The organism is Streptomyces sp. NPDC002680 (genome assembly GCF_042889145.1).
GTDB classification, from domain to species: Bacteria; Actinomycetota; Actinomycetes; order Streptomycetales; family Streptomycetaceae; genus Streptomyces; species Streptomyces adonidis.
The window spans coordinates 460,973-486,917 of record NZ_JBIAQP010000001.1 but is presented as its reverse complement, the minus strand read 5'-3'; the positions used below and the strand labels follow the sequence as shown (position 1 = coordinate 486,917).

Sequence of the window (25,945 nt, the reverse complement as noted above, 5' to 3'; positions counted from 1 at the left end):
CGCTCCGCGCCGCGCACACCCCTGCTCCAGAAACGAGTCACGCTTCATGACCGCCGCCCCGACCGGCCCGGCCTTCTCCCTCCACGACATCCCGTTCAGCACCCACGGCTCCTGGTTCGGCATCTCGCCGGTGCTGGGGGAAGGGGAGCGCGCGGACGATCTCCACCTCGTGTCGCACCAGAACGGCATGCACGCCGTCCTGCGCCTCGTCCCCCTCGCTGCCGGGACCCGGATCACTGCGACACCGAGTCTCCTCAGCTGGACGACCCCCGCCGACGGGCGAATCGACCTCGCCTACGAGTCGCCCGGCACCGTACGCCTGCGCGGGACCGGCCCGGCCCTGCGGATCACGGCAGCGGCGCACACCCTCACACCCTTCACCGGCACGTACTTCTTCCACGACCCTGCCGACGGCTCGTATGTCTTTACCTCGTACGAGACCGGCCGCCGCTATCGCGTCACGGTGCTGTCCGGTGTCGTACGGGACGTCTCCGGCAGCCAGGCGCTGGGTGGTGCCGAGCGCGGTCTCGTGGTCGCGGCGGAGGCGGGCGGCACCTGGGAGGCGGCCGTCGAGGAACTCGACACCGCGCGGCGGCCGTACGTCTCGTCGGTGCCGTTCGACGAGGTCGTGGCGGGAGCGGAACAGGCCTTCGCCGCCTTCGCCGACGCGGTCGCCCCCTGGCGTTCGCCCCGCACCCCGGCCGCCGAACTCGCCGCCTACGTCCTGTGGTCGGCGACGGTCGAACCGGCGGGCCTGGTCACCCGGCCCGCCGTCCTCATGTCCAAGCACTGGATGGACAAGGTCTGGAGCTGGGACCACTGCTTCAACGCCCTTGCCCTGGCGCCCGGAGCGCCCGCGCTGGCCTGGGACCAGTTCATGCTGCCGTTCGACCACCAGGACGAGAGCGGCGCCCTGCCCGACTCGGTGACCCACTCGGAGGTCCTGCACAACTTCGTCAAACCCCCCATCCACGGCTGGACCCTGGCCCACCTGCGCCGCAGACGCCCCGAGCCTCTGCCCCGTACGGAACTCACCACCGCCTACGACAGATTGCGGCGCTGGACGGACTTCTGGCTCACGGCACGCCGCGCACCGGACGCCGCGCTGCCCCACTACCAGCACGGCAACGACAGCGGCTGGGACAACGCCACCACCTTCGACCCCGAACGTGTCGTCGTCAGCGCCGACCTGGCCGCGTTCCTCGCCCTGCAACTTCGTGAACTCGCCGCTCTGGCAACGGAGTTGGGCCTTCCGAGTGAGGCCTCTGATTGGACGCGCATCGCGGAGGAGACCCAGGCCGCCATGCTCGACGAGCTGTGGACGGGGGACCGGTTCGTCGCGCGGAGCGCCCACAGCGGCGAGACCTGGACCAGTGCAAGCCTCCTCGACCTGATGCCGATCGCCCTGGGTGAGCATCTGCCCGAGAGCGTCGCCAAAAGCCTGGCCACCCGCATCGAGAGCCATCTGACTCCGTACGGACTGGCGACAGAGCTGCCCACCTCACCCCACTACCGCGCCGACGGCTACTGGCGCGGCCCCATCTGGGCCCCCGCCACCGTCCTAGTCGAGGACGGGCTGCGCCGCAGCGGCCACCACCGCCTCGCCGACGAGATAGGCGCCCGCTTCCGGGCCCTGTGCGAGACCCACGGCTTCGCGGAGAACTTCGACGCCCTGACCGGCACGGGCCTGCGCGACCGCGCCTACACCTGGACCGCCGCCGCCTACCTTCTCCTGGCCGAGGCCCACGAACTGCGCCGCATCGGCTGAGGGGCGCGCCCTGGCAGGACGGCCGGAGTCCAGGGCCCCGGCCGAGGGCGTCCCGGGCCGGCTGTCCTGGACGGCCAGGCAGGACGGCAGGGCGGAGGAGTGGTTGGACGTGCTGCACGCCTGGCTGGTGGAGGACCTGCCCGGCGGCCGGGTGCGCATCCTGACCCAGGAGACCCAGATCGGGCAGCCCGCCGCCGCCCTCGCAACCCCATGCGCAACGGCCACCAGGCCTGGCTCGACGGTCTGGTCGGCGCCGCCGCCGAGTAACGCAATTCCCCGGCCCGTGGCCGCTCGCTCGGCGCACGCCGTCCGACGCTGAGCGACGAGCAGGGCGACCGGCTCCGGCACGGCGGGCGGTGAACGGTGTCGGCGGGCTCAGGCCATTCGGTCCTCGGCCGACAGGTGTTCCACCGTCCTGCCCGTCTCCGTGAAGGTGCGGGTCACATGGCCCGAGGTGTACACCCACAGGATGCGCAGCGGGGTGTCTCCGATGTTGCGGAAGAGGTGGGGGAGAGGGGACGGGACGTACGTGGTGTCGAACTGCTCCAGCTTCGTCACCTCGCCGTCGACCCAGACCTCCGCCTCGCCCTCCAGGATCGTCACGTGCTCGTCGCAGTTGTGCGAGTGCAGCGGCGCCCCGGAGCCGACCGGGTACACGCTCATCCCGCTGGTGATCCTGTTCTCCCCGCCGGCCGACGGCGTGGTGATCAGCGGTGTCGAGACGACCGCACCGCCACGGCTGAGCGGCGGTACCGACGAGACCTTGATGATCGTGGTCATCCGGGAGTTCCTCTCCACTTCACGGTGATGCGTGTCGACCGACGGTAGGTCGCACGTCCGCTCATGGGTGCCCTCCGGCGTGCAGTTTTACCTTGCGTTCCGGGAGGGGTGAGCTTCGTGGACCCGGCTGTACCGTCGGCTCGCATCGCACGGCTCGCGAATGCGTGCCGGACACGCGCCGCACAGAAAAGGCAGGTATCGGCCAGATGAGGCTCCCCGTTCTCAGCGAAGAGGAAATGGACCCGCGGCAGCGGGAGTTGGCCGCCCGTATCGCCGGGCGCCGAGGCGCCGTCCGTGGGCCCTTCCGGGTCTGGCTGCACAGCCCGGAGATGTGCGAGCGGGCGGAGTCACTCGGCGCCTTCGCCCGCTTCGACTGTGATCTCCCCAAGCATCTGCGCGAGCTGAGCCTGCTGATGGCCGCTCGCAACTGGGACGCGCAGTACTCCTGGAACGCGCATGTGCACCAGGCGATCGAGGCGGGCATCCCGGAGGCCGCGGTGAAGGCCGTCGCAGAGAAGCGGGACGCGGTCTTCGACAACGAGGCGGACCAGGCCTTCTACCAGTTCTGCCGGGAGGTGCTGGAGGAGCACTTCGTCACTGACGAGACCTTCGCCCGCGCCCTCGGCCGCTTCGGCTCCAAGGGCCTGGTCGACACCATCGGCGCGCTCGGCAACTTCACCATGCTCGGCATGTGCCTCAACACCTTCCAGGTGGACCTCCAGGCCGACAAGGAACCCCCGTTCCCCGATGTGCGCGGGTACGGGCGCGTGGCCCCCGACGGCGACCGGCCGTGACTCCCCACGCCGGTGCGGCACCCCGCGACGCCATTCTGCGCGTCCGGCGTGTCACCAAGAGCTTCGGCGGGGCGACCGCGCTGAAAGGCGTCGACCTCGATCTGTACCCGGGCGAGATCCACGCGCTGATGGGCATGAACGGCGCCGGCAAGTCGACCCTGGTGCAGATCCTCTCCGGGGTCCACCAGGCCGACGGCGGCACCATCGAGATCGGCGGGCAGGAGCACTCCGGGCTGACCGTGCGCAGGGCCCGCAAGCTCGGCATCGCCTGTGTGCCGCAGCGCCGTGAGCTCGCGATGGGGCTGACCGTCGCCGAGAACGTCCTGCTCGGCGATCTGCCCACCCGGGGCCGTGCCGTGCGCTGGCGGGCGGTCAGTGACGAGGCGCGCAGCGCGCTGTCCGGCCTCGGCATCGACATCGACGTGGAGCGGATCGCCGGCACCCTCACCGTCGCCGAACAGACCATGGTCGAGGTGGCCCGTGAGGTCCGGCGCGGGGGCCGGGTCCTGATCCTCGACGAGCCGACCGCCTGCCTCAGCGCCAAGGACGCCGACCGGATCCGTGGACTGGTGCGCACCCTGCGGGACGACGGGGTCGCCGTCGTCTACATCTCGCACTACATCGACGAGGTCATGGCGGTCGCCGACCGTCTCACCGTCCTGCGCGACGGGGAAGTGGTCACCACCGCCCCGGCCACCGAGATGGACCCCGCCTCGCTGGTCCGCAGCATGGTCGGCCGGGATGTCGTCTCGCAGCGGCCCGAGCGGCCCGCCCCGAAGCACGAGAGCGGTCTGACCGTACGCGGGCTGAGCCATGGCCGGGCTGTCCAGGACTTCACCGTCGACGTGCGCAGGGGCGAGATCGTCGCCGTCCTCGGACCCGCGGGCGACGCCCAGTCGCGGCTGTTCGACCTGCTCTCCGGACGGCGGCGCCCCGACACCGGCGAACTGCACGTCGACGGCCGCGCCGTGCCCTTCGGCCGGGTCGCGGCCTCGCTCGCCAGCGGTCTGCGCTGTGTCACCGGCGACCGCCGGACCCTCGGGCTGGTCCCGGGGATGACCCTGGACGAGAACCTGATGCTGGCCGGCGACCGCTTCGCCCGCCGCAGACTGCACCGCCGAGGTGAACTCGCCCGCCGCGCCGCCCCGTTGCGCAGCAGCTACGGCGTGGTCGCCCTCACCGGCAACCCGCCCGTGAGCGCGCTGTCCGGCGGCAACCAGCAGAAGGTCCTGCTCGGCAAGTGGCTGGAGACCGAGCCGGTCGCCTGCTTCCTGGAGGACCCCACCAACGGTGTCGACGTCGCCGCCATGGCCGACATCCACGCCCTGGTCGACGACCTCGCCTCGCGTGGCGTGGCCGTCCTGCTCGCCTCCTCCTCCGCCGAGGAGGTCATGCGCCTCGCCGACCGGGTCGTCGTCGTCAGCGCCGGGCGCACGGTCGCGGAGCACGACATCACCGCCATCACCCGCGACGAACTCGTCGCCACCGCACTCGGAGGTCAGCCGACGTGAGCCTCAAGACCCCCTCCGCAACTCCGGACATCGCGGCCGGCCCGGCCCGGCGCCCCGCGTCCCGGCTTTCGGCACACACCCTGCTGCGTGTCCCGCACGGCGGTCTGATCGTGGTCCTCGTGCTGGTGGCCGTGTTCACCGCCGTCCAGGCGGACTCCTTCACCAGCTCGCAGAACCTTCTGAACGTGCTGCGGCAGATCAGCGTGACCGCCGTCATCGCGGCCGGGCTGACCCTGCTGATGACCGCGGGCGGCATGGACTTCTCCATGGGCAGCAACGCGGCCGTCACCGTCTCGGTGGGCGCGACCCTGCTGCACGAGGGCAGGCCCACCGCCGTCACCGTGGTGGTCACGCTCCTCCTCGCCACCGTGATCGGCCTGCTCAACGGCCTGGTCGTGACGTTCACCCGGGTCGCCCCGTTCGTCGCCACCCTGGCCTCCGCGATGCTGCTCGACGGCGTCGCCCTGCTCGTCCTCGACGGCCAGTCCATCACCATCGGGCAGCGCATGTGGGCCCTCGGCAACGACAAGGTGCTGGGCATCCCCTACCTGTGCGTCGTCGCGGTCCTCGTACTCGCCGCGATCGGACTGGCGATGCGGTTCACCACCTTCGGCCGCGACGCCTTCGCGATGGGCGGCAACGAGCACGTGGCCCGCCTCAGCGGCATCAACGTCTCCGGCCGCAAACTCGCCCTGTACGCCCTTGCCGGCGGCCTCGCCGGTCTGGCCGGGCTGATGCTGCTGTCCCGGCTCGGTGCGGCGGCCCCCAACACCGGTGGGCTGCAACTCCAGTTGACCGCCGTCGCCGCGGTGGTGATCGGCGGCACCTCGCTCGCGGGCGGCCACGGCACGGTCGTAGGAACCGTCCTCGGTGTGGTCCTGCTCGGGGTCGTCGCCAACGCCCTGAACCTGCTCCAGGTCAACAGCTACTACCAGTTCGTCGTGACCGGCGGGGTACTGCTAGTCGCGGCGATAGTCAACGAGTTCCAGCGCAAGACGACACCGGGCCACTGAGCGGGCCCCAAAGGGGCGCGGGGAACTGCGCGACCAGCCACAACGGCGCCGCACCCGAACTGACACCTACTTAATGCTGCCGCCCTCCCCAACCTTCCCCTCAAAGACGCAGGAAAGGCCAACCCATGAAACCCACGTCCCGCTCCCGCCGCACCACCACCGCGGCCTCGCTCCTCAGCACCGCCGCCCTTGTCCTCGCAGGCTGCGGCACCGCGGACGAAAGCTCGGGCTCCGCCGGAGGCGCCCTCACCCTCGGGTTCGTCAACGGGGCGAACACCCACTTCCACCAGTGTCTGCTCAAGGCCGTCGAGCAGACCGCCAAGGCGGAGAAGGCCACCGTCTTCTCCGCCAACTCCAAGCAGGACGCGGCCACCGAGCTGTCCAACATCGAGGACATGATCGCCCGGAACGTGGACGCCCTGATCGTCCAGACCGTCAACGTCGACGCCCTCGAAGGCGACATAGCCAAGGCCAAGAGCGCGGGAATCCCGATCTTCCTCACCTCCGTCGCCACCTCGGACCTGTCGGACATCCTGGGCGTGGCCAAGGTCGACCTGAAGAAGGTCGGCGCGCTGGACGCCGGATGGATCACGAAGGACGCCGCCGGCAAGGACGTGAAGGTCGGCATCGTCGCGGGTGCCCCGGGTGCCGCCTCCGACCTGCTGGTGGGCGGATTCGAGGCCGCGCTGCCGGCCACCGCCAAGGTGGTGGCGAACCAGCCCGGCATGTTCAACCCGGCCAAGGCACAGGACGTCGCCGAGAACATGATCCAGGCCCAGCCCGACCTGGACTACGCCTTCGTCGCCAACGAGGAGATGGCCTTCGCCGTCCGCAAGGCCTTCGACGCAGCTGGTGCGAAGGACGTCAAGATCGTCACCGCCAACGGCACCGAGGACGGCATCGTCGCCGTCGAGAGCGGGCAACTGTCCGCGACCGTGGCCAACTCGGCCATGGCGATCGGCGAGACCGCGGTGAAGAACACGATCGGTCTTCTCGACAAGGACCAAGGTGTTGACAAAATTGCCAACATTCCTCTTGTCTTGGTCACCAAGGACAACGTGAGCGACGCACCCCAGTACTGCCCGAAATAGAGGCCCACATATGGATCGCCTGCTCCTCATGCACAGCTTTGTCACTGTCGCTCAGGTCGGCAGTTTCAGCGGAGCCGCCAAGAAGCTGGGCTCTTCCGGCTCACTGGTGTCACGGCACGTCGCCGAACTGGAACGGCAGGTGGGTGTCCGGCTGGTCAATCGCACGGCCCGTTCCGTCAGCCTCACCGAACCGGGTCAGCGGTACTCCGAATTCGCCGCGCGCATTCTGGGGGAAATCGAGGCGGAGGACGCCGGAATAGCCCAGCTCCACGACCGGGCCGAAGGGACCCTGAGCATCATCTGCCCCAAGTGGATAGGCAGCCTGGATCTCGGGGACGCCATCGCCGCGTTCTCCGCCGAGCATCCGAAGATCCAGGTCCGTTTCGAACTCGGCGGAATGTCCGACCGGACGTACGACTTCCTGGACAGCGGATTCGACGTCGCCTTCCACACCCGGGACCTCAGGGACTCCAGCGTCCGGCTCAAGAAGATCTCCTCGCTGCCCTTTGTGCTCTGCGCGTCGGAGGCGTACATCAAGCGGCACGGCGCCCTCGCCCACCCCAACGACATCGCCGCGCACGACTGCCTGGTCCACGTCAACGACCCGGTGTGGCGCATCGGCCACGGGCACGCCAGCACCCTGCACAAGATCCGCAACATCGCGTTCTCGTCCAACTCCTACATCGCCCTGCAGAAGGCGGCCGTCCACGGCCGGGGCATCGCCCTGCTCCCGCAGCGTCCGGCGTACGACGATCTGCTCTCCGGCGCCCTCCAGGCGCTGCTGCCCGACCTGGCCGTGCCCGACCGGCCCCTGTACGCGATCTACGGCCCCGGACAGGACACCCCGCGCAAGGTCAGCGTGTTCCTCGACTTCCTCGCCGGGTGGTTCTCGCAGAATCCGATGCCGGAGATCCGGTCGTAATCGCAAGAAACGATTGCACACCTCGTGCGGCTCGGGACATTGAGGCCGTCGTACGTCGAAAACTACGCTCACGAGGCGACCCGGAAACGAGGAATCCATGGGAATCCAGAGAATCGAATCGGTCACCTACAGTGTCGACGGACTCGACGAATGCGCCCGGTTCTTCGACGACTTCGGGCTCTTCCCGCTGGAGCGGACCGACGACCACGCGGTGTTCGAAACCCTGACGGGCCAGACGCTCCACCTCGACGCCTTCCCGAGCCCGCTGCTGCCGCCCCCGGTGGAGTCCGGGCCCACCCTGCGCGAGGTCGTGTGGGGCGTCGACACACGGGAGGAGCTGGAGCGCCTGGTCGCGGCGGTCGGCAAGGACCGAGCGGTGCGTGAGGGCGCCGACGGTGTCCACCACACCGTCGACGAGACGGGCTTCGGCGTTGGACTGACCCTCGCTCGGCCGAAGCCGGTGCCCGTCATTCCGCGGCCCGCCAACGCGCTCGGCAACGTCGGCCGCTGGAACACCGCGCTGGAGCCGATCGAGCGGGTCCGGCCGCTGCGGATGTGCCATGTGGCCCTCAACATCGCCAAGTTCGGCAAGGAGGAGGTGGTCGCCTTCTACACCGAGCGCCTCGGCTTCCGGCCCACCGACGTGGTGGAGCCCATGGGCGTGTTCATGCAGGCCCCGGGCGACGACGACCAGCACACGATGCTGCTGTGCCACCGCCCCGACCGGGCCGGCGTCAACCACATCGCGTACGAGGTCCCCGGCTTCGACGATGTGATCGAGGGCGGCAACTACATGATCGAGCACGGCTGGCGGGAGGCCCGCAGACTCGGCCGCCACACCGTCGGCTCCAACGTCTTCCGCTTCCTGCACGCCCCGTGCGGCGGCCGTGTCGAGTACGCCGCCGACATGGACCGGGTCGACGACAGATACGAGACCCGCGTCCACGAGACCACCCCGCCCCACCACATCTGGGCCCTGCGCACCAACCGCGACCAGGACGCCACCGCTTCCTGAACCGCCCTTGCCGGCCCCCGACTTGCTTCGCCCGCCTGCCTGAGAGGCACCCATTCCATGACCACCACAGACCACGGCTACCCCGCCGTCCGCATGTACATCGCGGGCGAGTGGTGCCAGGGCGGCACCGGCGGTACCGCCCCGATCGTCAACCCGGCCACCGAGGAGGTGATCGGAGAGGTACCGCTGGCCACCACCGCCGACCTCGACCGCGCACTCGTCGCCGCAGACGAGGGCTTCCGTGTCTGGCGCGCGACGCCGATCGCCGAGCGCACCGCGATCCTGCACACCGCCGCCGACCTGATCGGCGCACGCGCCGCCGAGATCGGCCGCGTCATGACCCTGGAGCAGGGCAAGCCCCTGAAGGAGAGCACCGGCGAGGCCCTCCGCACCGCCGACACCCTGCGCTGGCACGCCGACGACGCCCGCCGCGCGTACGGCCGCATCATCCCCTCGGCTCCAGGCACCGTCCTGACGGTCCGGCGCGAGCCCATCGGCCCCGTCGCCGCCTTCGTCCCGTGGAACTTCCCGGTGGGCGGCCCCAACCGGAAGATCTCCTCGGCACTGGCGGCGGGCTGCTCGATCATCATCAAGGGCTCCGAGGAGACACCGGCGACCGCCGCCGCCCTGGTCCGGTGCTACGCCGACGCCGGGCTCCCGGCCGGTGTCCTCAACCTCGTCTTCGGTGAGCCCGCTGAGGTCTCCGCCCACCTCATCGCCTCGCCCATCACCCGCATCGTCGCCTTCACCGGCTCGGTCCCCGTCGGCAAGCTGCTCGCCGCCGAGGCCGGCAAGGTCATGAAGCCCTCCCTGATGGAGCTGGGCGGCCACGCCCCGGTGATCGTGTGCGAGGACGCGGACCCGGTGCAGGCCGCCCGCAAGTCCGCCCAGGCCAAGTTCGCCAACGCAGGACAGGTGTGCACCTCACCGAGCCGCTTCCTCGTCCACGAGAGCCTGGTAGAGGACTTCACCGCCGAGTTCGTGAAGGCCGCCGACGCGGTCGTCGTCGGCGACGGCCTGGCCGAGGGCACCACCATGGGACCGCTCGCCAACGAGCGCCGCCTGAAGGCGACGGAACGCCTGACCGTCGACGCCGTCGCCCGGGGCGCCAAGATCCTCACCGGCGGCGAACGGCCGGACCGCGCCGGGTACTTCTACACACCGACCGTCCTGACCGACGTACCGGCGGACGCGGAACTGCTGCACGAGGAACCCTTCGGACCGCTCGCCCCGATCGTCCACTTCGCCGACCTCGACGAGGCCCTCGCCACCGCGAACTCGCTGCCGTACGGCCTGGCCGCCTACGGCTTCACCCGGTCCGCCGCCACCGCCGAGCGCCTCTCCGCGGGACTGGACGCCGGGATCCTGTCGATCAACCACTGCGGCGGCTCGGTCCACGAGGCACCCTCCGGCGGGGTGAAGGACAGCGGCTACGGCCGGGAGGGCGGGCCCGAAGCCCTGGACGCCTATCTGGTCACCAAGCGCGTCTCCCATCTGCTGGCGCCATGAGGTACACGCGAGTCTCGGTCCAGGGCCGGGCGCTGTGGGGCCGGGTGGGGGAGTCACGGATCGAGCTGCTGTCCGGCTCGCCGATCCTGGACACCCCGGAGACCATCGGCATGATCCCGCGCTCAACCGCCGTATGGCTGCCGCCTGTTGTCCCGCCCGTTTTCTACGCGGTCGGGTTCAACTACCCACGGCACATCGCGCACGCCGGCGCCGCGACCCCGGAGCGGCCCGAGGTCGGCTACCGGGCCAACAACGCGCTCACCGGCCACGGTTCGCCGATCGTGAAGCCGGCCGAGGTCGAGGGCCGCTTCGAGGCCGAGCCCGAACTCGTCGCCGTCATCGGCCGTACGCTCCGCCACGCCACCCAGGAGGAGGCACGCGAGTCGGTCTTCGGCTGGACCATCGGCAACGACGTCAGCGCCCGCACCTGGCAGCACCAGGACCGCAGCTTCTGGCGCAGCAAGAACAGCGACACCTTCAAGCCGATGGGCCCCTGGATCGAGACGGACGTCGACGCGCTCGCACAGACGACCACGCTCAGGGTGAACGGCGAGGAGCGGGCCAAGTTCCCCACCGGCGACATGGTCTTCGACCCCTTCGACCACATCGTCGAGATCACCAGGTACATCACCCTCCACCCCGGCGACGTGCTGTGGATGGGCGCCGAGGCGACCTGCCAGCTGGAACCGGGAGACACCGTCGAGGTCGAGATCAGCGGCATCGGTGTGCTGTCCAACCCCGTAGAACTCGAAGGGAATCGAGCATGAGCAACGCGCCCCGCTACATCCACCACGTCAACTTCCCGACCACCGACCCCGACCGGACCGCCGAGTGGTACACGAAGGTCTTCGGGATGAAGCGGATCATGCCCAAGTCCAACACCCGGGTGGTGCTGATGACCCGGGGCAACTTCGACCTGCACTTCACCCCGGTCGAGGAGATGGAGCGCATGGCGCCCTACCACTTCGCCGTCGAGGTCGACGACTGGGACGACTTCATGGAGCACCTGGGGGAGCTGGGCATCCGGCACACCCGCCCGATCCAACGCCCCGAGAACCAGTCGAAGTTCTGCTACATCCACGACCCCGACCACACCATGATCGAGCTGGTCTGGCACGGCAAGCGCCCCAACTAACCCTGTATATACGGGAGTTGTTCCCATGCCCCTCGCCGACTCCGACGGCACCTCCATCTACTACGAGCGCCACGGCAGCGGCCCGGCGATCCTCTTCGTGCACGGCAGCGGCGGACACCATGCCGCCTGGTGGCAGCAAGTGGCCGCGCTGCGCGAGGAGTTCACGGTCCTCACCGTGGACCTGCGTGGCTTCGGCAAGTCCGACAGCTCCATGCCCGAGTTCGACGGCCAGGATTTTCCCGGTGACGTCGTCGCGGTCTTGGACCAGGAGGACCTGACCGACGCGATGCTCGTCGGCCAGTCCATCGGCTCGGTCGCCGCCCTGCGCGCCGGACTGCTTCGCCCCGAGCGGGTCGGCTCGGTCGTCCTCGGCCACTCCCTCGGCGGCATCAGCCACCCCGAACTGAAGGAGCTGGCCGCCGCCGACCGTGCCGAGGCGGTCAAACTCCCCGTCATCGACCGCCTGTTGACCAAGCCGTTCCAGCGGGAGCGCGCCGACCTGACCTTCCTGTTCCAGCAGATGGGCACCTTCAACGTCGCCAGGATGCAGGACCTGCGCAACCTCGACACCAACGGCCCCTCCCTGGAGGAGATCCAGGCCTCGGGCGTGCGGGTCGCCTTCCTCGCGGGCGAGAAGGACGCGGTCCTCAGCGTGAAGACCGTCACCCGCGCCCACGAACTGCTGCCCGGCTCCCACCTGGAGATCGTCCCGGGCGCCCCGCACTCCATGTACTGGGAGACACCGGGCCCGTACAACGCGGCCGTCGCCCGGCTGCGCCGCACCCTCACCGCCCCCAAGGAAGCCGCATGAGCCCCGTACCCGCACCGAAGGAAGCCGTATGAGCAGCCTCACCCTGGACGCCGCCGAGGAGATCATCGACGCCGCCCACAAGCGCGCCCAGGCGATCGGGAAGGCGGTGAGCGTCGCCGTGGTGGACGCGGGCGGATTCCCCATCGCCATCCGCCGCCCGGACGGGGCCCGCCCGCTCACCCCGGACATCGCCCGCGCCAAGGCCTACACGGCCGCGATCATGCAGCGCCCCGGCAAGATGCTGAAGAAGTGGCAGGAGAGCCAGCCCGTCTTCTTCGCCCAGCTCTCCCAACTGCCCGGCGCCGCCATGCCGATCATGGCCACCGAGGGCAGCGTCACCATCAAGAGGGACGGCGAGATCATCGGCGGCCTCGGCATAGCCGGCGGCACCGCCGACGAGGACCAGCAGATCGCCGAGGAGGTCCTCCAATCCCTCGGTTACGAACTGGAGTTCGCCGCCTGGGGCGTCACCGGCAAGCCCGCTGGAACCTCCGGAGACTCCGGAACCTCCGGAAAGGACGCGTGACGTCATGGCGGACACCTTCAACTACCGCATCGACCACCACGGCAGCCTGGTCCGCCCCACCGACCTCGCCACGACCGGCGTCGAGCAGGCGGTCGAGGACGCGGTGGTCCTCCAGCGCAAACTGCGCTCCACGGTCGTCACCGACGGCGACTATCCCCGTGAGGACTTCCGCAGCACGGTTCTTGACGGGGTGTCAGGGTTTCGCCGTACGGACGAGACGGGCCCCGACGGCCTGGTCCGCTGGGTCGCGGAGTCCCTCCCCAAAGCGGGCGGCCCCCTGGTCGCCGACTGGGCGGAGAAGCTCACCGAGCTGACGCTGATCGCCCCCAAGGTGTCCCTGCCCTCCCCGGCATACCTGGCAGCGACGACGTATCAGCCCGGGCTCGGCCCCTCGTCGCCCCGTGAACTGGGGGAGGCCCTCGCGGAGATCGTCCGAGCGGAGATCGCCCTCCTGGTGTCGAAGGGCGTACGCCTGATCCAGCTGAACAACCCACTGCTCCTGGACGGCGACCCGGGTGCGCTGTCCTTCGAGGAGGCGCTGGCGGTCGATGCCCTGGCGGTACGGCCGGCCGAGCGCCCCGAAGGGGTACGCATCGGCGTCTGCCCCGGCTGGACGGCCCCCGCCGAAGTGGACCGCGCCCGTACCGAGCAGCTGTACGCGGGCATCCCGGCCGACCGCTGGATCCTCCCCTTCGACCAGGGCACCGAGTCCGAACTCGACCTGCTCAGGGCACTGCCGAGCGACCGTGACTTCTGCCTGGGCGTGGTCGACGCGACCGTACCCGGGTTGGAGGACATCGACACGGTGATGGAACGCATCGACGCGGCGGCCGAGTTCAAGGACCTGGAGGACGGCGCGGTCTCACCCTCCCGAGGCTTCGCCGACGTGGCGACCCACCCACTTCTGACCGCAGAAGAACAACGCCGCAAGCTGACCCTGGTGGAGACAATCGCCCGGTACGTATGGGGCAACGAGTTCTAGAACCCACCCCAGGGGCGCGGGGAACTGCGCGACAAGCCACAGACCACCCGCGCCCAAAAAACACACCTAAAGCACCTCGGCAAAAGTAACCACCCGCTCGACAAGCAACGGCCACACCGTCTCCACGATCAACTCCCGAAAGTGATCAGCGACCTTGTGCGCCTCGAACCCACCCTTGTCGACGTAGCTCTCATACAGCAGAAAAGCCCCCGGCTGATCAACCACCGAATGCACCTCGTACACCAGGTTCGCCGGCTCCGCACGCGTACCTTCCCGCGCCTTCAACAACGTGTCCCGCACCACCTCCACGTCAGCGGGCTCGCAGCGGTACTGGGCGACAACGACGAAAGCCATCTCGACTCCTCCGGAGAATGCGCGGACACCGCCGATTCCAGCACGAATCCCCTGATGAGCGGCTCGCGCGGCGCGCAACCTATGTCTGCCGCCCCGGTGCTGGTCCCACCCCCACCCAGTGAGGTGTTGTGAACCGCATGCGTACCCTCGAAACCCTCTCCGGCGGCGAGTGGGTGTCGACCGGCGACTGGATCGACGTCCAAGACCCGGCCGACGTCCGCGCCCCCGTCGCCCGCGTCCCCGCCCTCGCCGCCAAGGACGTCACCCGGGCCTACGACCACGCCGCGCGCGGATTCGTCACCTGGAAGCGCACCAGCCCCTTCGAACGGGCCCGTGTCTTCACCGACGCCGCCCGGCTGATCCGCGAACGGGCCGACGAGATCGCCGCCGACGTCACCGCCGAGAACGGCAAGACCCGAGCCGAGGCCACCGGCGAGACCCTCAAGGCCGCCGACTTCCTGGAGTACTACGCCGGTCTCGCCCGCCAGGGCTACGGCACCCTCCTGCACGACGTGCGCCCCAACCACCGCACCCACACCCAGCGCGAGCCCATCGGTGTGATCCTGGTGATCAGCCCCTGGAACGACCCGCTGATCACTCCCGCCCGCAAGCTCGCCCCGCTGCTCGCGGCAGGCAACGCGGCCGTGTTCAAGCCAGCCACCGAAACCCCGCTGTCGGGCCTGCACTTCGCCCGCGCCCTGCACGACGCGGGTCTGCCGGCCGGTGTCCTGAACGTCGTGACCGGCCGTACGGCGGAGATCGAGGAGGCGCTCCTCGACGACCCGCGGATCGTCGGCATCACCTTCACAGGCTCCAACGCCGTCGGCAACCGTATCCGGCGCCGCCTCGCCGACCGCAACGTCCGCTTCCAGGGCGAACTCGGCGGCAAGAACGCGTCCGTCGTCCTGCGCGACGCCGACCTGCCTGCCGCCGCGAAGGCCGTCGTCGCCGCCTCCTTCGGCCAGGCCGGGCAGCGCTGCACCGCCACCAGCCGGGTGATCGTCGAACAGCCGGTGTACGAGGAGTTCGCGCGGCTGCTGGTCGCCGAGGTCGAGACGCTGAAGGTCGGCCCGGGCAGTGATCCGGCGACGACCCTGTGCCCACTGTCCAGCCCGAGGCAGCGCGACAGCGTCCTCGCGGACCTGGACAAGGCGATCGAACAGGGCGTCACCGTCCTCACCGGTGGCCGGGCCGACACCGAAGGCGAACGTGCCCACGGCTGCTATGTGCAGCCGACCGTCCTCGCCGGGGTCACGCCCGAGACGGCGATCTGGCGCGAGGAGGTCTTCGGCCCGGTCCTCGCCGTCCGCGCGGTCGACGACTTCGCGGCGGCCGTCGAGGCGGTCAACGACTCGGACTTCGGCCTTGCGGCGGCGGTCTTCACCCGCGACCTGGGCAACGCCTACCGCTTCGCCGACGAGGCCGAGTGCGGACAGGTCGCGGTCAACACCACGACCACCGGCTGGGACGTCCACCTGCCCTTCGGCGGCTTCCACGACTCCGGCACGGCGTACAAGGAGCAGGGCGACGAGGTGCTGCGCTTCTCGACCCGGGTCAAGACGGTCGCGATCCATCTCGGGGAGCCGGTTCGTGGCTGACGAGACCGTCGGCATCGTCGGCGCCGGCATCGTGGGCCTGGCCACGGCCCGCGAGATCGCCCTGGGCCGCCCCGGCACCCGGGTCGTCGTCTTCGAGAAGGAGCCGGAGGTCTCCCTCCACCAGACCGGCCACAACTCGGGCGTCGTGCACGCCGGCATCTACTACACGCCCGGCAGCCTGAAGGCCGACCTGTGCGTACGGGGCGTGGCGCTGCTGCGCGAGTACTGCCGGGACCGCGAACTGCCGTACAAGGAGATCGGCAAGCTGGTCGTGGCGGTCCGCGAGGACGAACTCGGCCGGATGAACGACCTCTACGAGCGGGCCAGGAACAACCACGTGCCCGATCTGCGGCGGATCTCCAAGGAGGAGATCCGGGAGTTCGAACCGAACGGCGCCGGTGTCGCCGCGCTGCACTCGCCCCGGACCGCCATCACCGACTACCCGGCGATCGCCCGTTCCTTCGCCAAGGACGTCGTCGACTCCGGCGGCGAGGTCAGGCTCGGCTTCCCGGTCACGGGCATCACCACCGTGCCGGGCGGCATCGCGGTGGCCTCCGGGCAGGAACGCGTCCGCGTGGACCGGCTGATCCTCTGCGCCGGCCTTCAGTCGGACGCGGTGGCGCGACTCGCGCAGGACGAGCGGGAGCCGCGGATCGTCCCGTTCCGGGGCGAGTACATGCTGCTCAAGCCCGAGAGGGCCGACCTGGTGCGCGGCCTGATCTACCCGGTGCCGGACCCGCGCTACCCCTTCCTCGGCGTGCACTTCACACCGCGCGTCGACGGCTCGGTGGAGGTCGGTCCCAACGCGGTCCTGGCACTGGCCAGGGAGGGTTACACGCGGACGAGGATCTCCCCGAAGGACATCCTCGGCCTCGCCGCCTACCCGGGCACCTGGAGGATGGCCGCCCGGCACTGGCGTACCGGCATCCGCGAATACCGCGGCTCCTTCTCCACGGCGGCCTTCATGAAGGACGCCAGGCTGTACGTCCCGGACGTCGGCGTCTCCGACGTCGTGCGCGGCGGAGCAGGTGTCCGCGCCCAGGCCCTGGACCGCGACGGCACGCTCGTGGACGACTTCCGCATCCATCGCGTGGGCCGGGTCACCGCCGTACGCAACGCGCCCTCGCCGGCCGCCACGGCCTCCATGGCGATCGCCGAACACATCGTCGGCGCTGTCTTCGACGACGCCTCCGCAAGCGCCTCCGCAGGCTGAGAATGCCCTGCTCATGGGGCGGTCACGTGCAACAAGTGCTTGCGCTCCCAGGGGCTCCGCAAGGTCTCGCACCACGCCTAGCGTTCGATCCGCACCACCTCACCACCCTCCGCCGAAGAGAGAGAGCCCGCCGATGTTCGTTGTCGACACGCAGATCCACATCTGGCTGGAAGAGTCCGAGGACCGCCCCTGGGTCCCGGGAGCGCGGGAGCGCATCCGCCTCAACGGACACCGCGAGGACCCCTTCTCGTACGAGGAGGCGCTGGAGCTGATGGACGAGGCGGGGGTGAACCGGGCGCTGATCCTTCCCCCCTCCTGGGAGGGCGACCGCATCGACTACGCCCTGGAAGCCTGCGAGGCGCACCCGGACCGGTTCGGCATCATGGCCCGCATCCCGCAGAACAAGCCCGAAGAGGGCAAGGCCATGCTCGCGGACTTCGCGCAGAACCCGCACGTCAAGGGAACCCGGCTCACCTTCCACCGGCCGATCGACCGCAACTGGATGATCGACGGCACCAACGACTGGTACTGGCCCCTCGCCGAGGAACTGCGCATCCCGACGATGGTCCACGCGCCGATCTGGAAGCGCGAACTCGGCGAGATCGCCGCCAAGCACCCCGAGTTGAAGATCATCATCGACCACATGGGCATCATGGCCCGCTGCGTCGACGACTCGATCGGCTACTGGGTCTCGGAGACCGCCGACCTGGCCGCCCACCCCAACATCTACGTCAAGCTTTCCGCGCTGCCGGGCTACTCGACGCAGCCCTTCCCGAACAACAACATCCAGAAGTACGTGCGCGAGATGGTGGACAAGATGGGACCGCAGCGCTGCTTCTACGGCACCGACATCACCCGGCTGCTCGGCCACGGCATCACGTACACCGACACCATCGAGCAGTTCACCAAGCACTGGGACTTCACCCCGGAAGAGCTCGAATGGATCATGGGCCGGGGTATCTCCGAGGTCCTGAACTGGCCGATCGAGGGCTGACATGAGCCAGAGCCACAGCCACCACACGGACGGCGGGGACGCGGCCGTCCGCGCCTTCACCGCCGCCGGCGCCGACTACCTCTTCTGCTCCTCGGGATCCGAATGGGCCCCGGTGTGGGAGTCACTGGCCCGGCACCACCGCGACGGACTGCCCTGCCCGCAGTACCTCGACCTCACCCACGAGACCGTCGCCGTCGGCATGGCCACCGGCTACGGCCTGGTCGAGCGCCGGCCGCAGGGCGTGCTGCTGCACGCGGCCCCCGGCCTGCTCCAGGGCTCGATGGCGGTCCACGGCGCGCTGCTCGCGGGCGTCCCCATGGTCGTCGCCTCCTCGGAGTCGACGACCTACGGCGACGGCCCCGGCCAGGACCCGGGCGGCCAGTGGTACCGCAACCTGTCGATCGTGGGCGGCCCGCACGGCGTGGCCCAGCCGTTCACCAAGTGGTCCACCGAGGCGGCGAGCATCCACACGCTGCCGACGATGATCACCCGTGCCGCCGAACTGTCCTGGCGGGCCCCGGCGGGACCGACGTACCTCAACATCCCGCTGGAGATCCTCCTGGAGGAGTGGGACGGCCGCGAGGCCAAGCCGATCGTCCCGCCCGGCTCCAGGCACAGCTCGCCCGAAGAGGTCGACCCCGTCGCCCGGTTGATCCGCGAGGCGGACAACCCCGTCGTCGTCACCGAGACGGCGGGCCGGGAGGCCGGAGGCTTCCAGGCCCTGGCCGCCTTCGCCGAGGCGTGGAACATCCCGGTCGTCGAGCCGGACTCGGCCGTGTGCGGCAACTTCCCGCGTACGCACCCCCTGCACGCCGGCTCCAACATCGGCCCGTGGCTGGACGAGGCGGACCTGATCCTCCTCGTCAACTGCCGGGCCCCCTTCTACCCGCCCTCCCGCCGCCCGGCCCACGCGAAGGTCGTCGTCATCGACGAGGTACCGCAGCGCCCGCACATCACCTACCAAGTCCTGTTCGCCGACCACTACTTGGAGGGCAATGTCGCCAACACCCTGCGCCAGCTCACCAAGCGCGCCAAGGGGCTCGACACGGCTGCTGTCACCGCACGCCGTACGGCACAGGAGCAGCGGCACTCCGACGAACAGGCGGCCATCGCCGCCGCGGAGGCGAAGGCGGCCGGGGGAGAGGGCATCGACCCGGTGCTCCTCGCCGCGACACTGCGGGGGCTCCTCGACGGACGGGACGCGATCGTCGTCGACGAGACCATCACCCACAGTCGGGTCGTCAAACGCCATCTGCAAGTCTCCGACCCCGACTCGTACTTCTACGTCCAGGGCGGCCTCGGCCAGGGCATGGCGGTCGCCCTCGGCGTCAAACTCGCCGCGCGGGAACGCCCGGTGGTGCTCACGATCGGCGACGGTGCGTTCGCGTACAACCCGGTCCTCCCGTCGTACGACGCCTCGAAAGCGTATGAACTGCCGCTGCTGATCGTGGTGTTCAACAACCGTGTCTACAAGTCGATGAACCTCAACCATCGCCGCTTCTACCCCGAGGGCGCGGCGGCCGAGACCGGTGAGTGGCTCGGCACCGATCTGCACCGGCTGCCCCGACTCGCCGCGTTCGCCGAGCCGTTCGGGATGCACACCGAGACGGTCGACGCGCCCGATGCCCTCGCGCCCGCTCTGGAGCGCGCCCTCAAGGCCGTGGCGGACGGTACGACCGCCGTCGTCGACGTTCTCGTCACCCGCTGAACCAGGAGACCCCCGCCACCATGTCCGACACCCCAACGCCCAAGCCGGGCAAGGTCATTGTCCCCGCCGCCGAACTGCGCACCCTCGCCGCCGCCATCCTGGAGAAGGCCGGTCTCAGCCCCGAACACGCCCGCACCACCGCCGACGTGTTCGTCTGGGCCGCCCAGCGCGGCGTCGACTCCCACGGCATCGCCCGCGTCCCCGCCTACGTCGAACTGCTGGCCAAGGGCGTGGCCAACGCCAAGCCCGACCTCGTCTTCGAGTCGACCACGCCGGCCGCCGCAGTCCTCGACGCCGACCGCGCCCCCGGCCCGGTGGCCCTGACCGCCGCTGCCGAGGAAGCCGTACGACGGGCCAGGACGACCGGCATCGCCTCCGTGGGCGTACGCCGGACCGTCCACACGGGCGCCATCGGCTACTACGTCTCGAAGATCGCCGAGCAGGGCCTGGTCGGCATCGGATTCGTCGCCGGAATGCCGAACATGGGCTACACCGGCGTGAAGGGCGCCGCCGTGGCCACCAGCCCGATAGCCATCGCCGTACCGGCCCGCGACCACGCGCCGCTGCTCCTCGACATGGCCACCGCGACCATCGCCCTGGGCAAGATCCGCCAGGCCAGGGTGAACGGCACCCTGCTGCCCGAGGGCGCCGCCGCGACCGAGGACGGCACCCCCACGACCGACCCCGAGCAGGCGGTCATGCCGTTGCCGCTGGGCGGCGCCAAGGGTTCGGGCATGTCGCTCGCCTTCGAACTGCTGACCAGCGTGCTCGTCGGCGCCCCGATCTTCTCCGCCTTCCACTCGGACGACCCCCAGGGCCGCAAGCACCGCCAGAACGCCCTGCTCATCGCCCTCGACCCGGCGGCCTTCGGCGACCCGGACGCCTTCGCCACAGCCGTCGACACCACCCTGGGCACGCTGAAACAACTCCCGGTGGCGGAGGGCGCCGCAGGCGTCTTCTACCCGGGCGAGCGCAGCGCCGCACTGGCCGAGGGGCGCGCCGACGAGGGGGTGCCCGTGGCGCCGAAGGTGTGGCGCGAACTGAGGGAAGGGGCGGAGAAGTTGGGCGTTGCGCTGCCCGAGATCGCCAGCGCGGAATAGAGGGACCAGACGGTGGCGAGGGAGGTCCTGGTCAGCCCGGTGGCGGAGGAACCGGCGGTCGGGCCTAGGTTGTTGATGCTCCCGGCGGTGAGTTCTCCGCCCTCGACGCCGGCCTTGACGGAGGCCATCGCGGCTCCGGAGGCAATGGAGTTCACCGTGCCGGGCAGGCGGTCGCGGCTGGAGACGCCCGCCACCGGCCCGGCGGCGAGGTCGACCTCCCTGGACTTGACCAAGGCGTGCATCGCGGAGCCCGCGGCTCGCCGGACGTGGGAGCAGCCCTCCCGCGCGGTCTTGCGGCCTGCTCAGACCGGATACGCGTGCGTCTGCGTCGCCTTCACCGTCGCCCAGACCTCGGCACCCGGATGCAGTTCGAGTTCGGCGGCGGCCACCGTGGTCAGATCCGCGGCCAGCGGTAGCTCTCCCGCGAGGTCGGCGCGGATCTGGTCGCCGTGGGTCTCCAGGCCCGCGACCTCGCAGCGCCAGAGGTTGCGGGCGCTGGCGCCGGTCGGGCGGTCGCGGTAGAGGGTGACCGCGCTCGGCGGGAACGCCACGAACACCGGGCCGGACAGGACCTCCGTGGTCGTGATGGCGGGGCCGGTGTCGAGACGGACGGTGTGGCCGTCGGCCTTGCCCCGGTAGAGGTTCAGGCCGACCAACTGGGCGATGTAGTCCGTACGGGGACGACGGGCGATGTCGGACGGGGTGCCTTCCTGGACGACCCGGCCGTCCTCGACCACGACCAGCCGGTCCGCGAGGACCATCGCGTCCAGCGGGTCGTGCGTGACCAGGACGGCGACGGCCTCGAACTCGGCCAGATGGCGCCGGAGTTGGGCCCGGACCTCCAGGCGGGTACGGGCGTCCAGCGCCGCCAGGGGCTCGTCGAGGAGCAGCAGGCGCGGGTGGGTGGCCAGCGCGCGGGCCAGGGCGACGCGCTGGGCCTGGCCGCCGGACAGCTTGCGCGGCTTGGCGCCGGCGTGGTCCGCGAGGCCGAGGCGGTCGAGCCACTCGGCGGCCTGGGCGCGTGCCTCCGCCTTGGTCGCGCCCTGGCAGCGCGGGCCGAACGCCACGTTGTCCAGGGCGGTCAGGTGCGGGAAGAGCAGGTAGTCCTGGAAGACGACGCCGACCGGGCGGGACTCCGGCGGCGTACGCTCCAACGCCGTGCCGTCCAAGCGGAGATGGCCGTCGGTCAGCGGTGCCAGACCGGCGAGGGCGCGCAGGGCGGTGGTCTTCCCGGCGCCGTTCGGGCCGAGCACGGCGACGACCTCACCGGGTGCGACACTCAGCGCCACGTCGAGACGGAAGGCGCCGCGCTCGACGACGAGATGGGCATCGAGCCCGTCCGGGGTGGCATCGTGCATGTCCGTCATCCTGCTGTCATCCAACGGTCGCGCAGGCCCGCCAGCACCGCGACGGACACGGCCAGCAGTACCAGACTGAGGGCGATGGCGGCCTCCGGATCGCTCTGCAGGGCCAGATAGACGGCCAGCGGCATCGTCTGGGTACGGCCCGGGAAATTGCCCGCGAAGGTGATCGTCGCCCCGAACTCGCCCAGCGCCCGCGCCCAGGCCAGTACCGCGCCGGCCGCGATACCCGGCGCGATCAACGGGAGCGTGACCCGACGGAACGCGGTGAACCGGGAGGCGCCGAGCGTCGCCGCCGCCTCCTCGAAGCGCGGGTCGGCGGCACGCAGGGTGCCCTCGACGCTGATGACCAGGAAGGGCATCGCGACGAACGCCTCCGCGACCACGACCCCCGCCGTGGTGAACGGCAGCGTGATCCCGAACCAGGAGTCCAGCGACCTCCCGACGATGCCGTTGCGGCCGAGCGCCATCAGCAGCGCCACACCACCGACCACCGGCGGCAGCACGAGCGGCAGCGTGACCAGGGCCCGGACAAGGCCGCGTCCGGGGAACTCGACGCGGGCCAGCAGCCAGGCCAGCGGCACACCGATGACCAGGCTCACGGCGGTGGCGGCGGTCGCGCAGACCAGGGACAACTGGAGCGCCTGCCACACCTCCGCGCTGGTCAGCAGCTCGGGCAGACTGCGCCACGGGGCCCGTACAAGCAGCGCGATCAGTGGTACGACCAGGAACGCCACGCCGATCAGCGCGGGGACCAGCAGCGGCAGGGGAGCCCCGCGACCGTTGCTGCCGCCTGTCCGGACGCGCCGACGCCGCGGGCCACCCCGGAGGGTGTCGGCCGCGGCGTCGGACTTGTCGGTCGAGAGGGTCACGGCTTGAGGAACCCGGCTTCGGTCAGGACCTGCTGGCCCGCCGCAGACTGGACCAGTGCGATGAACGCCTTGGCGGCCTCGGTGTTCTGGGCGTCCTTGAGCTGGACGATCGGGTATTCGTTGATGGCGTCGGCGGACTCGGGGAACTCCACACCCTCCACCTTGTCACCTGCGGCATGCACATCGGTCTTGTAGACGACGGCCGCGTCGGCCTCCTTCAGCTCGACCTTCGTCAGGGCCGCCTTGACGTCCTGCTCGTAGGAGACGGGGGTGAGCTTCAACTTGCTGGCGTCCAGGGACTTCTGGGCGGCGGCACCACAGGGCACCTCCTTGTCGCACAGCACGACCTTCAGACCGGACTTGGTCAGGTCCTTCAGCGAGGCGATCTTGTCGGGGTTGCCCGGCAGGGTCGCGATCTCCAGCTGGTTGCGGACGAAGGTGGCGGGTGTGCCGGAGGCGTCGCCCGCGTCCGTGACGATCTTCATCGTCTTGGGGCTGGCCGACGCGAACACGTCCGCCGGGGCGCCGCCCGTGATGCTGGCGGCGAGGGAGTCGCTGCCGCCGAAGCTGAACGTCACCTTCGTACCGGGGTGGTCCTTCTCGAACTGCTCGCCCAGCGTCGTGAAGCTCTCCTTCAGCGACGCGGCGGCGAACACGGTCACCGTGCCGGACAGCTTGTCCGACGACGCGGCGGACGCGGAAGAGTCCGACTTCGCCGACGAGGAGTCGTCGGACGACGAGCAGGCGCTCAGGGCCAGCAGCGCGGTGGCCCCCAGGGCGGCCACCTGCATCGGTCGGCGGGTCCGGCGCGCGGTACGGGTCATCACGGGTCCACTCTCTCTGGTCCTGACGGACGCATTCACCTGGGGCTCTGGCACAAGGGTTCAGGCGCTGATGATACTGCCGCAGATGCAAGGCAAATGTCTCCTGTGCCTTCGCATGAGCTGGAACTGTGATCTTCAGGGGTTGCATGTGCGTTTGCACGAGACCCGGGTCCGGGTACGGTCATGCGGGAGGTGGTAGCCCGTGAGTCAGTCCCTCGCAGCCGCCGGTACGGCCGCCGTTCCACTGGCGGAACTCGCCCTCGCCGGTGACCTGGCCCGGCCGACCCGGCTGACGGTGCCCGATCTGCTCGCCTGGCCCCAGCACGAGGCCGACGTCAGCTTCGAGTGCGCCACCAGCGGTGTGCGGCACCACCGTTTCACCGGACCGCTGCTGCACGACGTGCTGTCGGCCGCAGGTCCCGGCTTCGACCCCGCGCGCCGCAAGGACCGTATGCGCTTCCTGATCGCCGTGACCGGCGGGGACGGTCACCACGTCCTGCTGTCCTGGGCCGAGATCGACCCCGACTTCGGCCGCGCTCCCGTACTGCTCGCGGCCACCATCGACGCCACCCCGCTCGACCGGGCCGGACCCCAGCTCGTCCTGCCGCAGGACCGCTGCGGCGCCCGGCACATCAGCGGCATCAACGCGATCCGGGTGGACGGCGGCTACACGTCGTGGACATGAGGGCCCAGGAATTGCGTTGCCGGAAGCGATCTAGGTAACTACGTTCGGCCCATGGCGGATGACGAACCCACGCGTGCGGCACGGCTGCTGGACGCCCAGGCGAAGGCCGAGCGGCTCTTCACGGAGATCGAGAAGCGCGGGCTGATCGCGCCCGGCGAGGGTGAGCGGGCGGTCAGCGACCGGGTCCGGGACCTGGCCAATGAACTGTTCGGCACGACCCGGCACTGGCACAAGCGGATCGTGCGCTCCGGGCCGAACACGCTGAAGCCGTACCGGGAGAATCCGCCGGACCGGGTGATCGACGCGGACGACATCGTGTTCGCCGACTTCGGGCCGATCTTCGAGGAGTACGAGGCCGACTTCGGCCGCACCTTCGTCCTCGGCGACGACCCGGTCAAGCACCGGCTCCGCGACGACCTGCCGCAGCTCTTCGCGGCGGGCCGGCGCTTCTTCGAGGCCGATCCGGAGATCACCGGGGCTCGGTTGTACGCCGGGGTGGAGCGGCTCGCGAAGGAGGCCGGGTGGGAGCTGGGCGGCTGGCACGCCGGGCATCTGGTCGGCGAGTTCCCGCACGAGTGGATCGACGGCGCGGACGTCGAGTCGTACATCACGCCCGCCAACACCACGCCACTGCGGCGCACCGACAAGGCCGGACGCCGCTGCCACTGGATCCTGGAGATCCATCTCGTCGACCAGGAGCGGGAGTTCGGCGGCTTCCACGAGGAGCTGCTCACCCTGTGACCCCGTGGCACCGGCCTCCTCCGGGGGCTCTCAGTCCTCCCGTCGGTCCGGGGCCGTCGACCAGCCGATGAGGGCGCCGCGCAGCGCCGCCACCAGGCGCGAGGCCGCCTCGTCCTCTGTGCGTCCGCTCTTGATCAGGTCGAGGATGTCGCGGGGGTCGAACAGGGCGTTCCACAGATACAGGGCCTCGTCGCCGAGATCGCCCAGGCCGAGATCCTCGGTGGTCTGCCGCAGGGCCTCGGTGAGCGCCTCGGCCTGCGGGACGAGATAGCCGGTGTTCTCGCGAAGCCGCTCCAGATAGCCGCGGTGCGAGCGCATCTGCGCCATCGCACCGCCGTGTTCGAGGACGAGCGACACCCAGTAGCGGGACACCGCCTCCAGCCGCTGCATACCGCGCGTCGTCTGCGCCGCGCTGAAGTCCCGCAGTTCGGAGCCGACTTGGGCCCGGAACGCGTGCAGGATGTCCTCCACGGAGGAGAAGTGGCGGTACGCCGTGGCGGTGGACACCTCGGCGCGCTTGGCGATCTCGGCGAGGCTCACCGGGGTCGGCGAGTTCTCGAACAACTCCGCTGCGGCCTTGATGAGTTGCCTGCGATTGCGCTGGGTGTCACTGCGCATGGGTCGAATCCCCGTCTTCT

At 70.2% G+C, this 25,945-nt stretch carries 26 protein-coding genes; 20 read left to right on the top strand and 6 right to left on the bottom strand.

Annotated features, from left to right (window positions below):
• Window positions 1-46: 46 nt before the first annotated feature.
• Window positions 47-1,768, top strand: a complete 1,722-nt coding sequence (locus ACFYXF_RS02085; RefSeq protein WP_389347131.1) for an amylo-alpha-1,6-glucosidase — start codon at window positions 47-49, stop codon at window positions 1,766-1,768.
• A 375-nt stretch (window positions 1,769-2,143) separates the two neighbouring features.
• Here ACFYXF_RS02085 and ACFYXF_RS02080 read toward each other — a convergent pair whose 3' ends face one another.
• Window positions 2,144-2,548 carry a cupin domain-containing protein gene (locus ACFYXF_RS02080; RefSeq protein ID WP_389347129.1) on the bottom strand — a complete coding sequence of 135 codons (405 nt, stop codon included), beginning with the start codon at window positions 2,546-2,548 and terminating at the stop codon, window positions 2,144-2,146.
• A 236-nt stretch (window positions 2,549-2,784) separates the two neighbouring features.
• Between ACFYXF_RS02080 and ACFYXF_RS02075 the strand changes: the two genes are divergently transcribed.
• From ACFYXF_RS02075 to ACFYXF_RS02020, 12 genes are all read left to right on the top strand, one after another.
• Complete coding sequence (locus ACFYXF_RS02075; RefSeq protein ID WP_389348448.1) at window positions 2,785-3,342, top strand: carboxymuconolactone decarboxylase family protein; 558 nt, start codon at window positions 2,785-2,787, stop codon at window positions 3,340-3,342.
• Entirely contained in the window at window positions 3,339-4,853 is a 1,515-nt protein-coding gene (locus ACFYXF_RS02070; RefSeq protein WP_389347127.1) for a sugar ABC transporter ATP-binding protein, read from the top strand. The genes ACFYXF_RS02075 and ACFYXF_RS02070 overlap by 4 nt, the downstream gene beginning before the upstream one ends.
• The gene (locus ACFYXF_RS02065; RefSeq protein WP_389347125.1) at window positions 4,850-5,866 is read left to right on the top strand and encodes an ABC transporter permease; all 1,017 of its coding nucleotides are present in this window, start codon (window positions 4,850-4,852) and stop codon (window positions 5,864-5,866) included. Before ACFYXF_RS02070 ends, ACFYXF_RS02065 begins: the two co-directional genes overlap by 4 nt.
• Window positions 5,867-5,991: 125 nt before the next feature.
• On the top strand, window positions 5,992-6,957 hold the full coding sequence (locus ACFYXF_RS02060) for a sugar ABC transporter substrate-binding protein (protein ID WP_389347123.1): 966 nt from the start codon (window positions 5,992-5,994) through the stop codon (window positions 6,955-6,957).
• A gap of 10 nt (window positions 6,958-6,967) precedes the next feature.
• The gene (locus tag ACFYXF_RS02055; protein WP_389347121.1) at window positions 6,968-7,879 is read left to right on the top strand and encodes a LysR family transcriptional regulator; all 912 of its coding nucleotides are present in this window, start codon (window positions 6,968-6,970) and stop codon (window positions 7,877-7,879) included.
• Window positions 7,880-7,976: 97 nt separating this feature from the next.
• Window positions 7,977-8,894 (top strand): VOC family protein, encoded by a 918-nt coding sequence (locus ACFYXF_RS02050; RefSeq protein WP_389347118.1) that lies wholly within the window; start codon window positions 7,977-7,979, stop codon window positions 8,892-8,894.
• Window positions 8,895-8,951: 57 nt separating this feature from the next.
• Window positions 8,952-10,403, top strand: coding sequence for an NAD-dependent succinate-semialdehyde dehydrogenase (locus tag ACFYXF_RS02045; protein WP_389347115.1), 1,452 nt, complete (start codon window positions 8,952-8,954; stop codon window positions 10,401-10,403).
• Window positions 10,400-11,170 carry a fumarylacetoacetate hydrolase family protein gene (locus ACFYXF_RS02040; RefSeq protein ID WP_389347113.1) on the top strand — a complete coding sequence of 257 codons (771 nt, stop codon included), beginning with the start codon at window positions 10,400-10,402 and terminating at the stop codon, window positions 11,168-11,170. The genes ACFYXF_RS02045 and ACFYXF_RS02040 overlap by 4 nt, the downstream gene beginning before the upstream one ends.
• On the top strand, window positions 11,167-11,538 hold the full coding sequence (locus tag ACFYXF_RS02035) for a VOC family protein (RefSeq protein WP_389347111.1): 372 nt from the start codon (window positions 11,167-11,169) through the stop codon (window positions 11,536-11,538). Before ACFYXF_RS02040 ends, ACFYXF_RS02035 begins: the two co-directional genes overlap by 4 nt.
• Window positions 11,539-11,563: 25 nt before the next feature.
• Entirely contained in the window at window positions 11,564-12,349 is a 786-nt protein-coding gene (locus ACFYXF_RS02030) for an alpha/beta fold hydrolase (RefSeq protein ID WP_389347109.1), read from the top strand.
• Window positions 12,350-12,377: 28 nt separating this feature from the next.
• Window positions 12,378-12,875 (top strand): heme-binding protein, encoded by a 498-nt coding sequence (locus tag ACFYXF_RS02025; protein ID WP_389347107.1) that lies wholly within the window; start codon window positions 12,378-12,380, stop codon window positions 12,873-12,875.
• A 4-nt stretch (window positions 12,876-12,879) separates the two neighbouring features.
• On the top strand, window positions 12,880-13,857 hold the full coding sequence (locus ACFYXF_RS02020) for a methionine synthase II (cobalamin-independent)-like protein (RefSeq protein ID WP_389347105.1): 978 nt from the start codon (window positions 12,880-12,882) through the stop codon (window positions 13,855-13,857).
• A 66-nt stretch (window positions 13,858-13,923) separates the two neighbouring features.
• Here the strand turns inward: ACFYXF_RS02020 and ACFYXF_RS02015 are convergent, their stop codons facing one another.
• Window positions 13,924-14,211: a putative quinol monooxygenase gene (locus ACFYXF_RS02015; protein ID WP_389347103.1), complete on the bottom strand. Its 288-nt coding sequence runs from the start codon at window positions 14,209-14,211 to the stop codon at window positions 13,924-13,926.
• Between the two features lie 137 nt (window positions 14,212-14,348).
• Here ACFYXF_RS02015 and ACFYXF_RS02010 point away from each other — a divergent pair, with 137 nt between their 5' ends.
• The 5 genes from ACFYXF_RS02010 (at window position 14,349) to ACFYXF_RS01990 (ending at window position 20,824) form a co-directional block, all read left to right on the top strand.
• Window positions 14,349-15,809, top strand: a complete 1,461-nt coding sequence (locus ACFYXF_RS02010; RefSeq protein ID WP_389347101.1) for an aldehyde dehydrogenase family protein — start codon at window positions 14,349-14,351, stop codon at window positions 15,807-15,809.
• Complete coding sequence (lhgO, locus tag ACFYXF_RS02005; RefSeq protein WP_389347099.1) at window positions 15,802-17,022, top strand: L-2-hydroxyglutarate oxidase; 1,221 nt, start codon at window positions 15,802-15,804, stop codon at window positions 17,020-17,022. Before ACFYXF_RS02010 ends, lhgO begins: the two co-directional genes overlap by 8 nt.
• Before the next feature lie 133 nt (window positions 17,023-17,155).
• Window positions 17,156-18,016, top strand: a complete 861-nt coding sequence (locus tag ACFYXF_RS02000) for an amidohydrolase family protein (RefSeq protein WP_389347097.1) — start codon at window positions 17,156-17,158, stop codon at window positions 18,014-18,016.
• 1 nt (window position 18,017) lies between these two features.
• On the top strand, window positions 18,018-19,724 hold the full coding sequence (locus tag ACFYXF_RS01995; RefSeq protein WP_389347095.1) for a thiamine pyrophosphate-dependent enzyme: 1,707 nt from the start codon (window positions 18,018-18,020) through the stop codon (window positions 19,722-19,724).
• A gap of 20 nt (window positions 19,725-19,744) precedes the next feature.
• Window positions 19,745-20,824 carry an Ldh family oxidoreductase gene (locus ACFYXF_RS01990; protein ID WP_389347093.1) on the top strand — a complete coding sequence of 360 codons (1,080 nt, stop codon included), beginning with the start codon at window positions 19,745-19,747 and terminating at the stop codon, window positions 20,822-20,824.
• Between the two features lie 302 nt (window positions 20,825-21,126).
• Here ACFYXF_RS01990 and ACFYXF_RS01985 read toward each other — a convergent pair whose 3' ends face one another.
• Genes ACFYXF_RS01985 through modA form a run of 3 tightly spaced genes read right to left on the bottom strand, consistent with a single transcriptional unit; the run spans window position 21,127 to window position 23,881 of the window.
• Complete coding sequence (locus ACFYXF_RS01985) at window positions 21,127-22,191, bottom strand: ABC transporter ATP-binding protein (RefSeq protein WP_389347091.1); 1,065 nt, start codon at window positions 22,189-22,191, stop codon at window positions 21,127-21,129.
• Window positions 22,188-23,057: a molybdate ABC transporter permease subunit gene (gene modB, locus ACFYXF_RS01980; RefSeq protein ID WP_389347087.1), complete on the bottom strand. Its 870-nt coding sequence runs from the start codon at window positions 23,055-23,057 to the stop codon at window positions 22,188-22,190. Before modB ends, ACFYXF_RS01985 begins: the two co-directional genes overlap by 4 nt.
• A complete protein-coding gene (gene modA / locus ACFYXF_RS01975) occupies window positions 23,054-23,881 on the bottom strand; it encodes a molybdate ABC transporter substrate-binding protein (RefSeq protein WP_389348447.1) in 828 nt (275 codons plus the stop codon). The genes modB and modA overlap by 4 nt, the downstream gene beginning before the upstream one ends.
• A 202-nt stretch (window positions 23,882-24,083) precedes the next feature.
• Here modA and ACFYXF_RS01970 point away from each other — a divergent pair, with 202 nt between their 5' ends.
• Window positions 24,084-24,566, top strand: coding sequence for a molybdopterin-dependent oxidoreductase (locus ACFYXF_RS01970; RefSeq protein ID WP_389347085.1), 483 nt, complete (start codon window positions 24,084-24,086; stop codon window positions 24,564-24,566).
• A 51-nt stretch (window positions 24,567-24,617) separates the two neighbouring features.
• The gene (locus ACFYXF_RS01965) at window positions 24,618-25,307 is read left to right on the top strand and encodes a M24 family metallopeptidase (protein ID WP_389347083.1); all 690 of its coding nucleotides are present in this window, start codon (window positions 24,618-24,620) and stop codon (window positions 25,305-25,307) included.
• A gap of 30 nt (window positions 25,308-25,337) precedes the next feature.
• Here the strand turns inward: ACFYXF_RS01965 and ACFYXF_RS01960 are convergent, their stop codons facing one another.
• Complete coding sequence (locus ACFYXF_RS01960; RefSeq protein ID WP_389347081.1) at window positions 25,338-25,925, bottom strand: TetR/AcrR family transcriptional regulator; 588 nt, start codon at window positions 25,923-25,925, stop codon at window positions 25,338-25,340.
• Window positions 25,926-25,945 lie beyond the last annotated feature (20 nt).

What these genes read in the sequence shown, in the direction of transcription:
- ACFYXF_RS02035 (WP_389347111.1), top strand. Translation starts at nt 11,167, where the DNA reads ATGAGCAACGCGCCCCGCTACATCCACCACGTCAACTTCCCGACCACC.
- ACFYXF_RS01990 (WP_389347093.1), top strand. Translation starts at nt 19,745, where the DNA reads ATGTCCGACACCCCAACGCCCAAGCCGGGCAAGGTCATTGTCCCCGCC.
- ACFYXF_RS02075 (WP_389348448.1), top strand. Translation starts at nt 2,785, where the DNA reads ATGGACCCGCGGCAGCGGGAGTTGGCCGCCCGTATCGCCGGGCGCCGA.
- modA (WP_389348447.1), bottom strand. Translation starts at nt 23,881, where the DNA reads ATGACCCGTACCGCGCGCCGGACCCGCCGACCGATGCAGGTGGCCGCC.
- ACFYXF_RS02045 (WP_389347115.1), top strand. Translation starts at nt 8,952, where the DNA reads ATGACCACCACAGACCACGGCTACCCCGCCGTCCGCATGTACATCGCG.
- ACFYXF_RS02085 (WP_389347131.1), top strand. Translation starts at nt 47, where the DNA reads ATGACCGCCGCCCCGACCGGCCCGGCCTTCTCCCTCCACGACATCCCG.
- ACFYXF_RS02025 (WP_389347107.1), top strand. Translation starts at nt 12,378, where the DNA reads ATGAGCAGCCTCACCCTGGACGCCGCCGAGGAGATCATCGACGCCGCC.
- ACFYXF_RS02055 (WP_389347121.1), top strand. Translation starts at nt 6,968, where the DNA reads ATGGATCGCCTGCTCCTCATGCACAGCTTTGTCACTGTCGCTCAGGTC.
- ACFYXF_RS02050 (WP_389347118.1), top strand. Translation starts at nt 7,977, where the DNA reads ATGGGAATCCAGAGAATCGAATCGGTCACCTACAGTGTCGACGGACTC.
- ACFYXF_RS01995 (WP_389347095.1), top strand. Translation starts at nt 18,018, where the DNA reads ATGAGCCAGAGCCACAGCCACCACACGGACGGCGGGGACGCGGCCGTC.
- ACFYXF_RS02020 (WP_389347105.1), top strand. Translation starts at nt 12,880, where the DNA reads ATGGCGGACACCTTCAACTACCGCATCGACCACCACGGCAGCCTGGTC.
- ACFYXF_RS02040 (WP_389347113.1), top strand. Translation starts at nt 10,400, where the DNA reads ATGAGGTACACGCGAGTCTCGGTCCAGGGCCGGGCGCTGTGGGGCCGG.
- ACFYXF_RS01985 (WP_389347091.1), bottom strand. Translation starts at nt 22,191, where the DNA reads ATGACGGACATGCACGATGCCACCCCGGACGGGCTCGATGCCCATCTC.
- ACFYXF_RS02060 (WP_389347123.1), top strand. Translation starts at nt 5,992, where the DNA reads ATGAAACCCACGTCCCGCTCCCGCCGCACCACCACCGCGGCCTCGCTC.
- ACFYXF_RS01965 (WP_389347083.1), top strand. Translation starts at nt 24,618, where the DNA reads ATGGCGGATGACGAACCCACGCGTGCGGCACGGCTGCTGGACGCCCAG.
- ACFYXF_RS02000 (WP_389347097.1), top strand. Translation starts at nt 17,156, where the DNA reads ATGTTCGTTGTCGACACGCAGATCCACATCTGGCTGGAAGAGTCCGAG.
- ACFYXF_RS02080 (WP_389347129.1), bottom strand. Translation starts at nt 2,548, where the DNA reads ATGACCACGATCATCAAGGTCTCGTCGGTACCGCCGCTCAGCCGTGGC.
- ACFYXF_RS02010 (WP_389347101.1), top strand. Translation starts at nt 14,349, where the DNA reads ATGCGTACCCTCGAAACCCTCTCCGGCGGCGAGTGGGTGTCGACCGGC.
- ACFYXF_RS02030 (WP_389347109.1), top strand. Translation starts at nt 11,564, where the DNA reads ATGCCCCTCGCCGACTCCGACGGCACCTCCATCTACTACGAGCGCCAC.
- ACFYXF_RS02015 (WP_389347103.1), bottom strand. Translation starts at nt 14,211, where the DNA reads ATGGCTTTCGTCGTTGTCGCCCAGTACCGCTGCGAGCCCGCTGACGTG.
- ACFYXF_RS01960 (WP_389347081.1), bottom strand. Translation starts at nt 25,925, where the DNA reads ATGCGCAGTGACACCCAGCGCAATCGCAGGCAACTCATCAAGGCCGCA.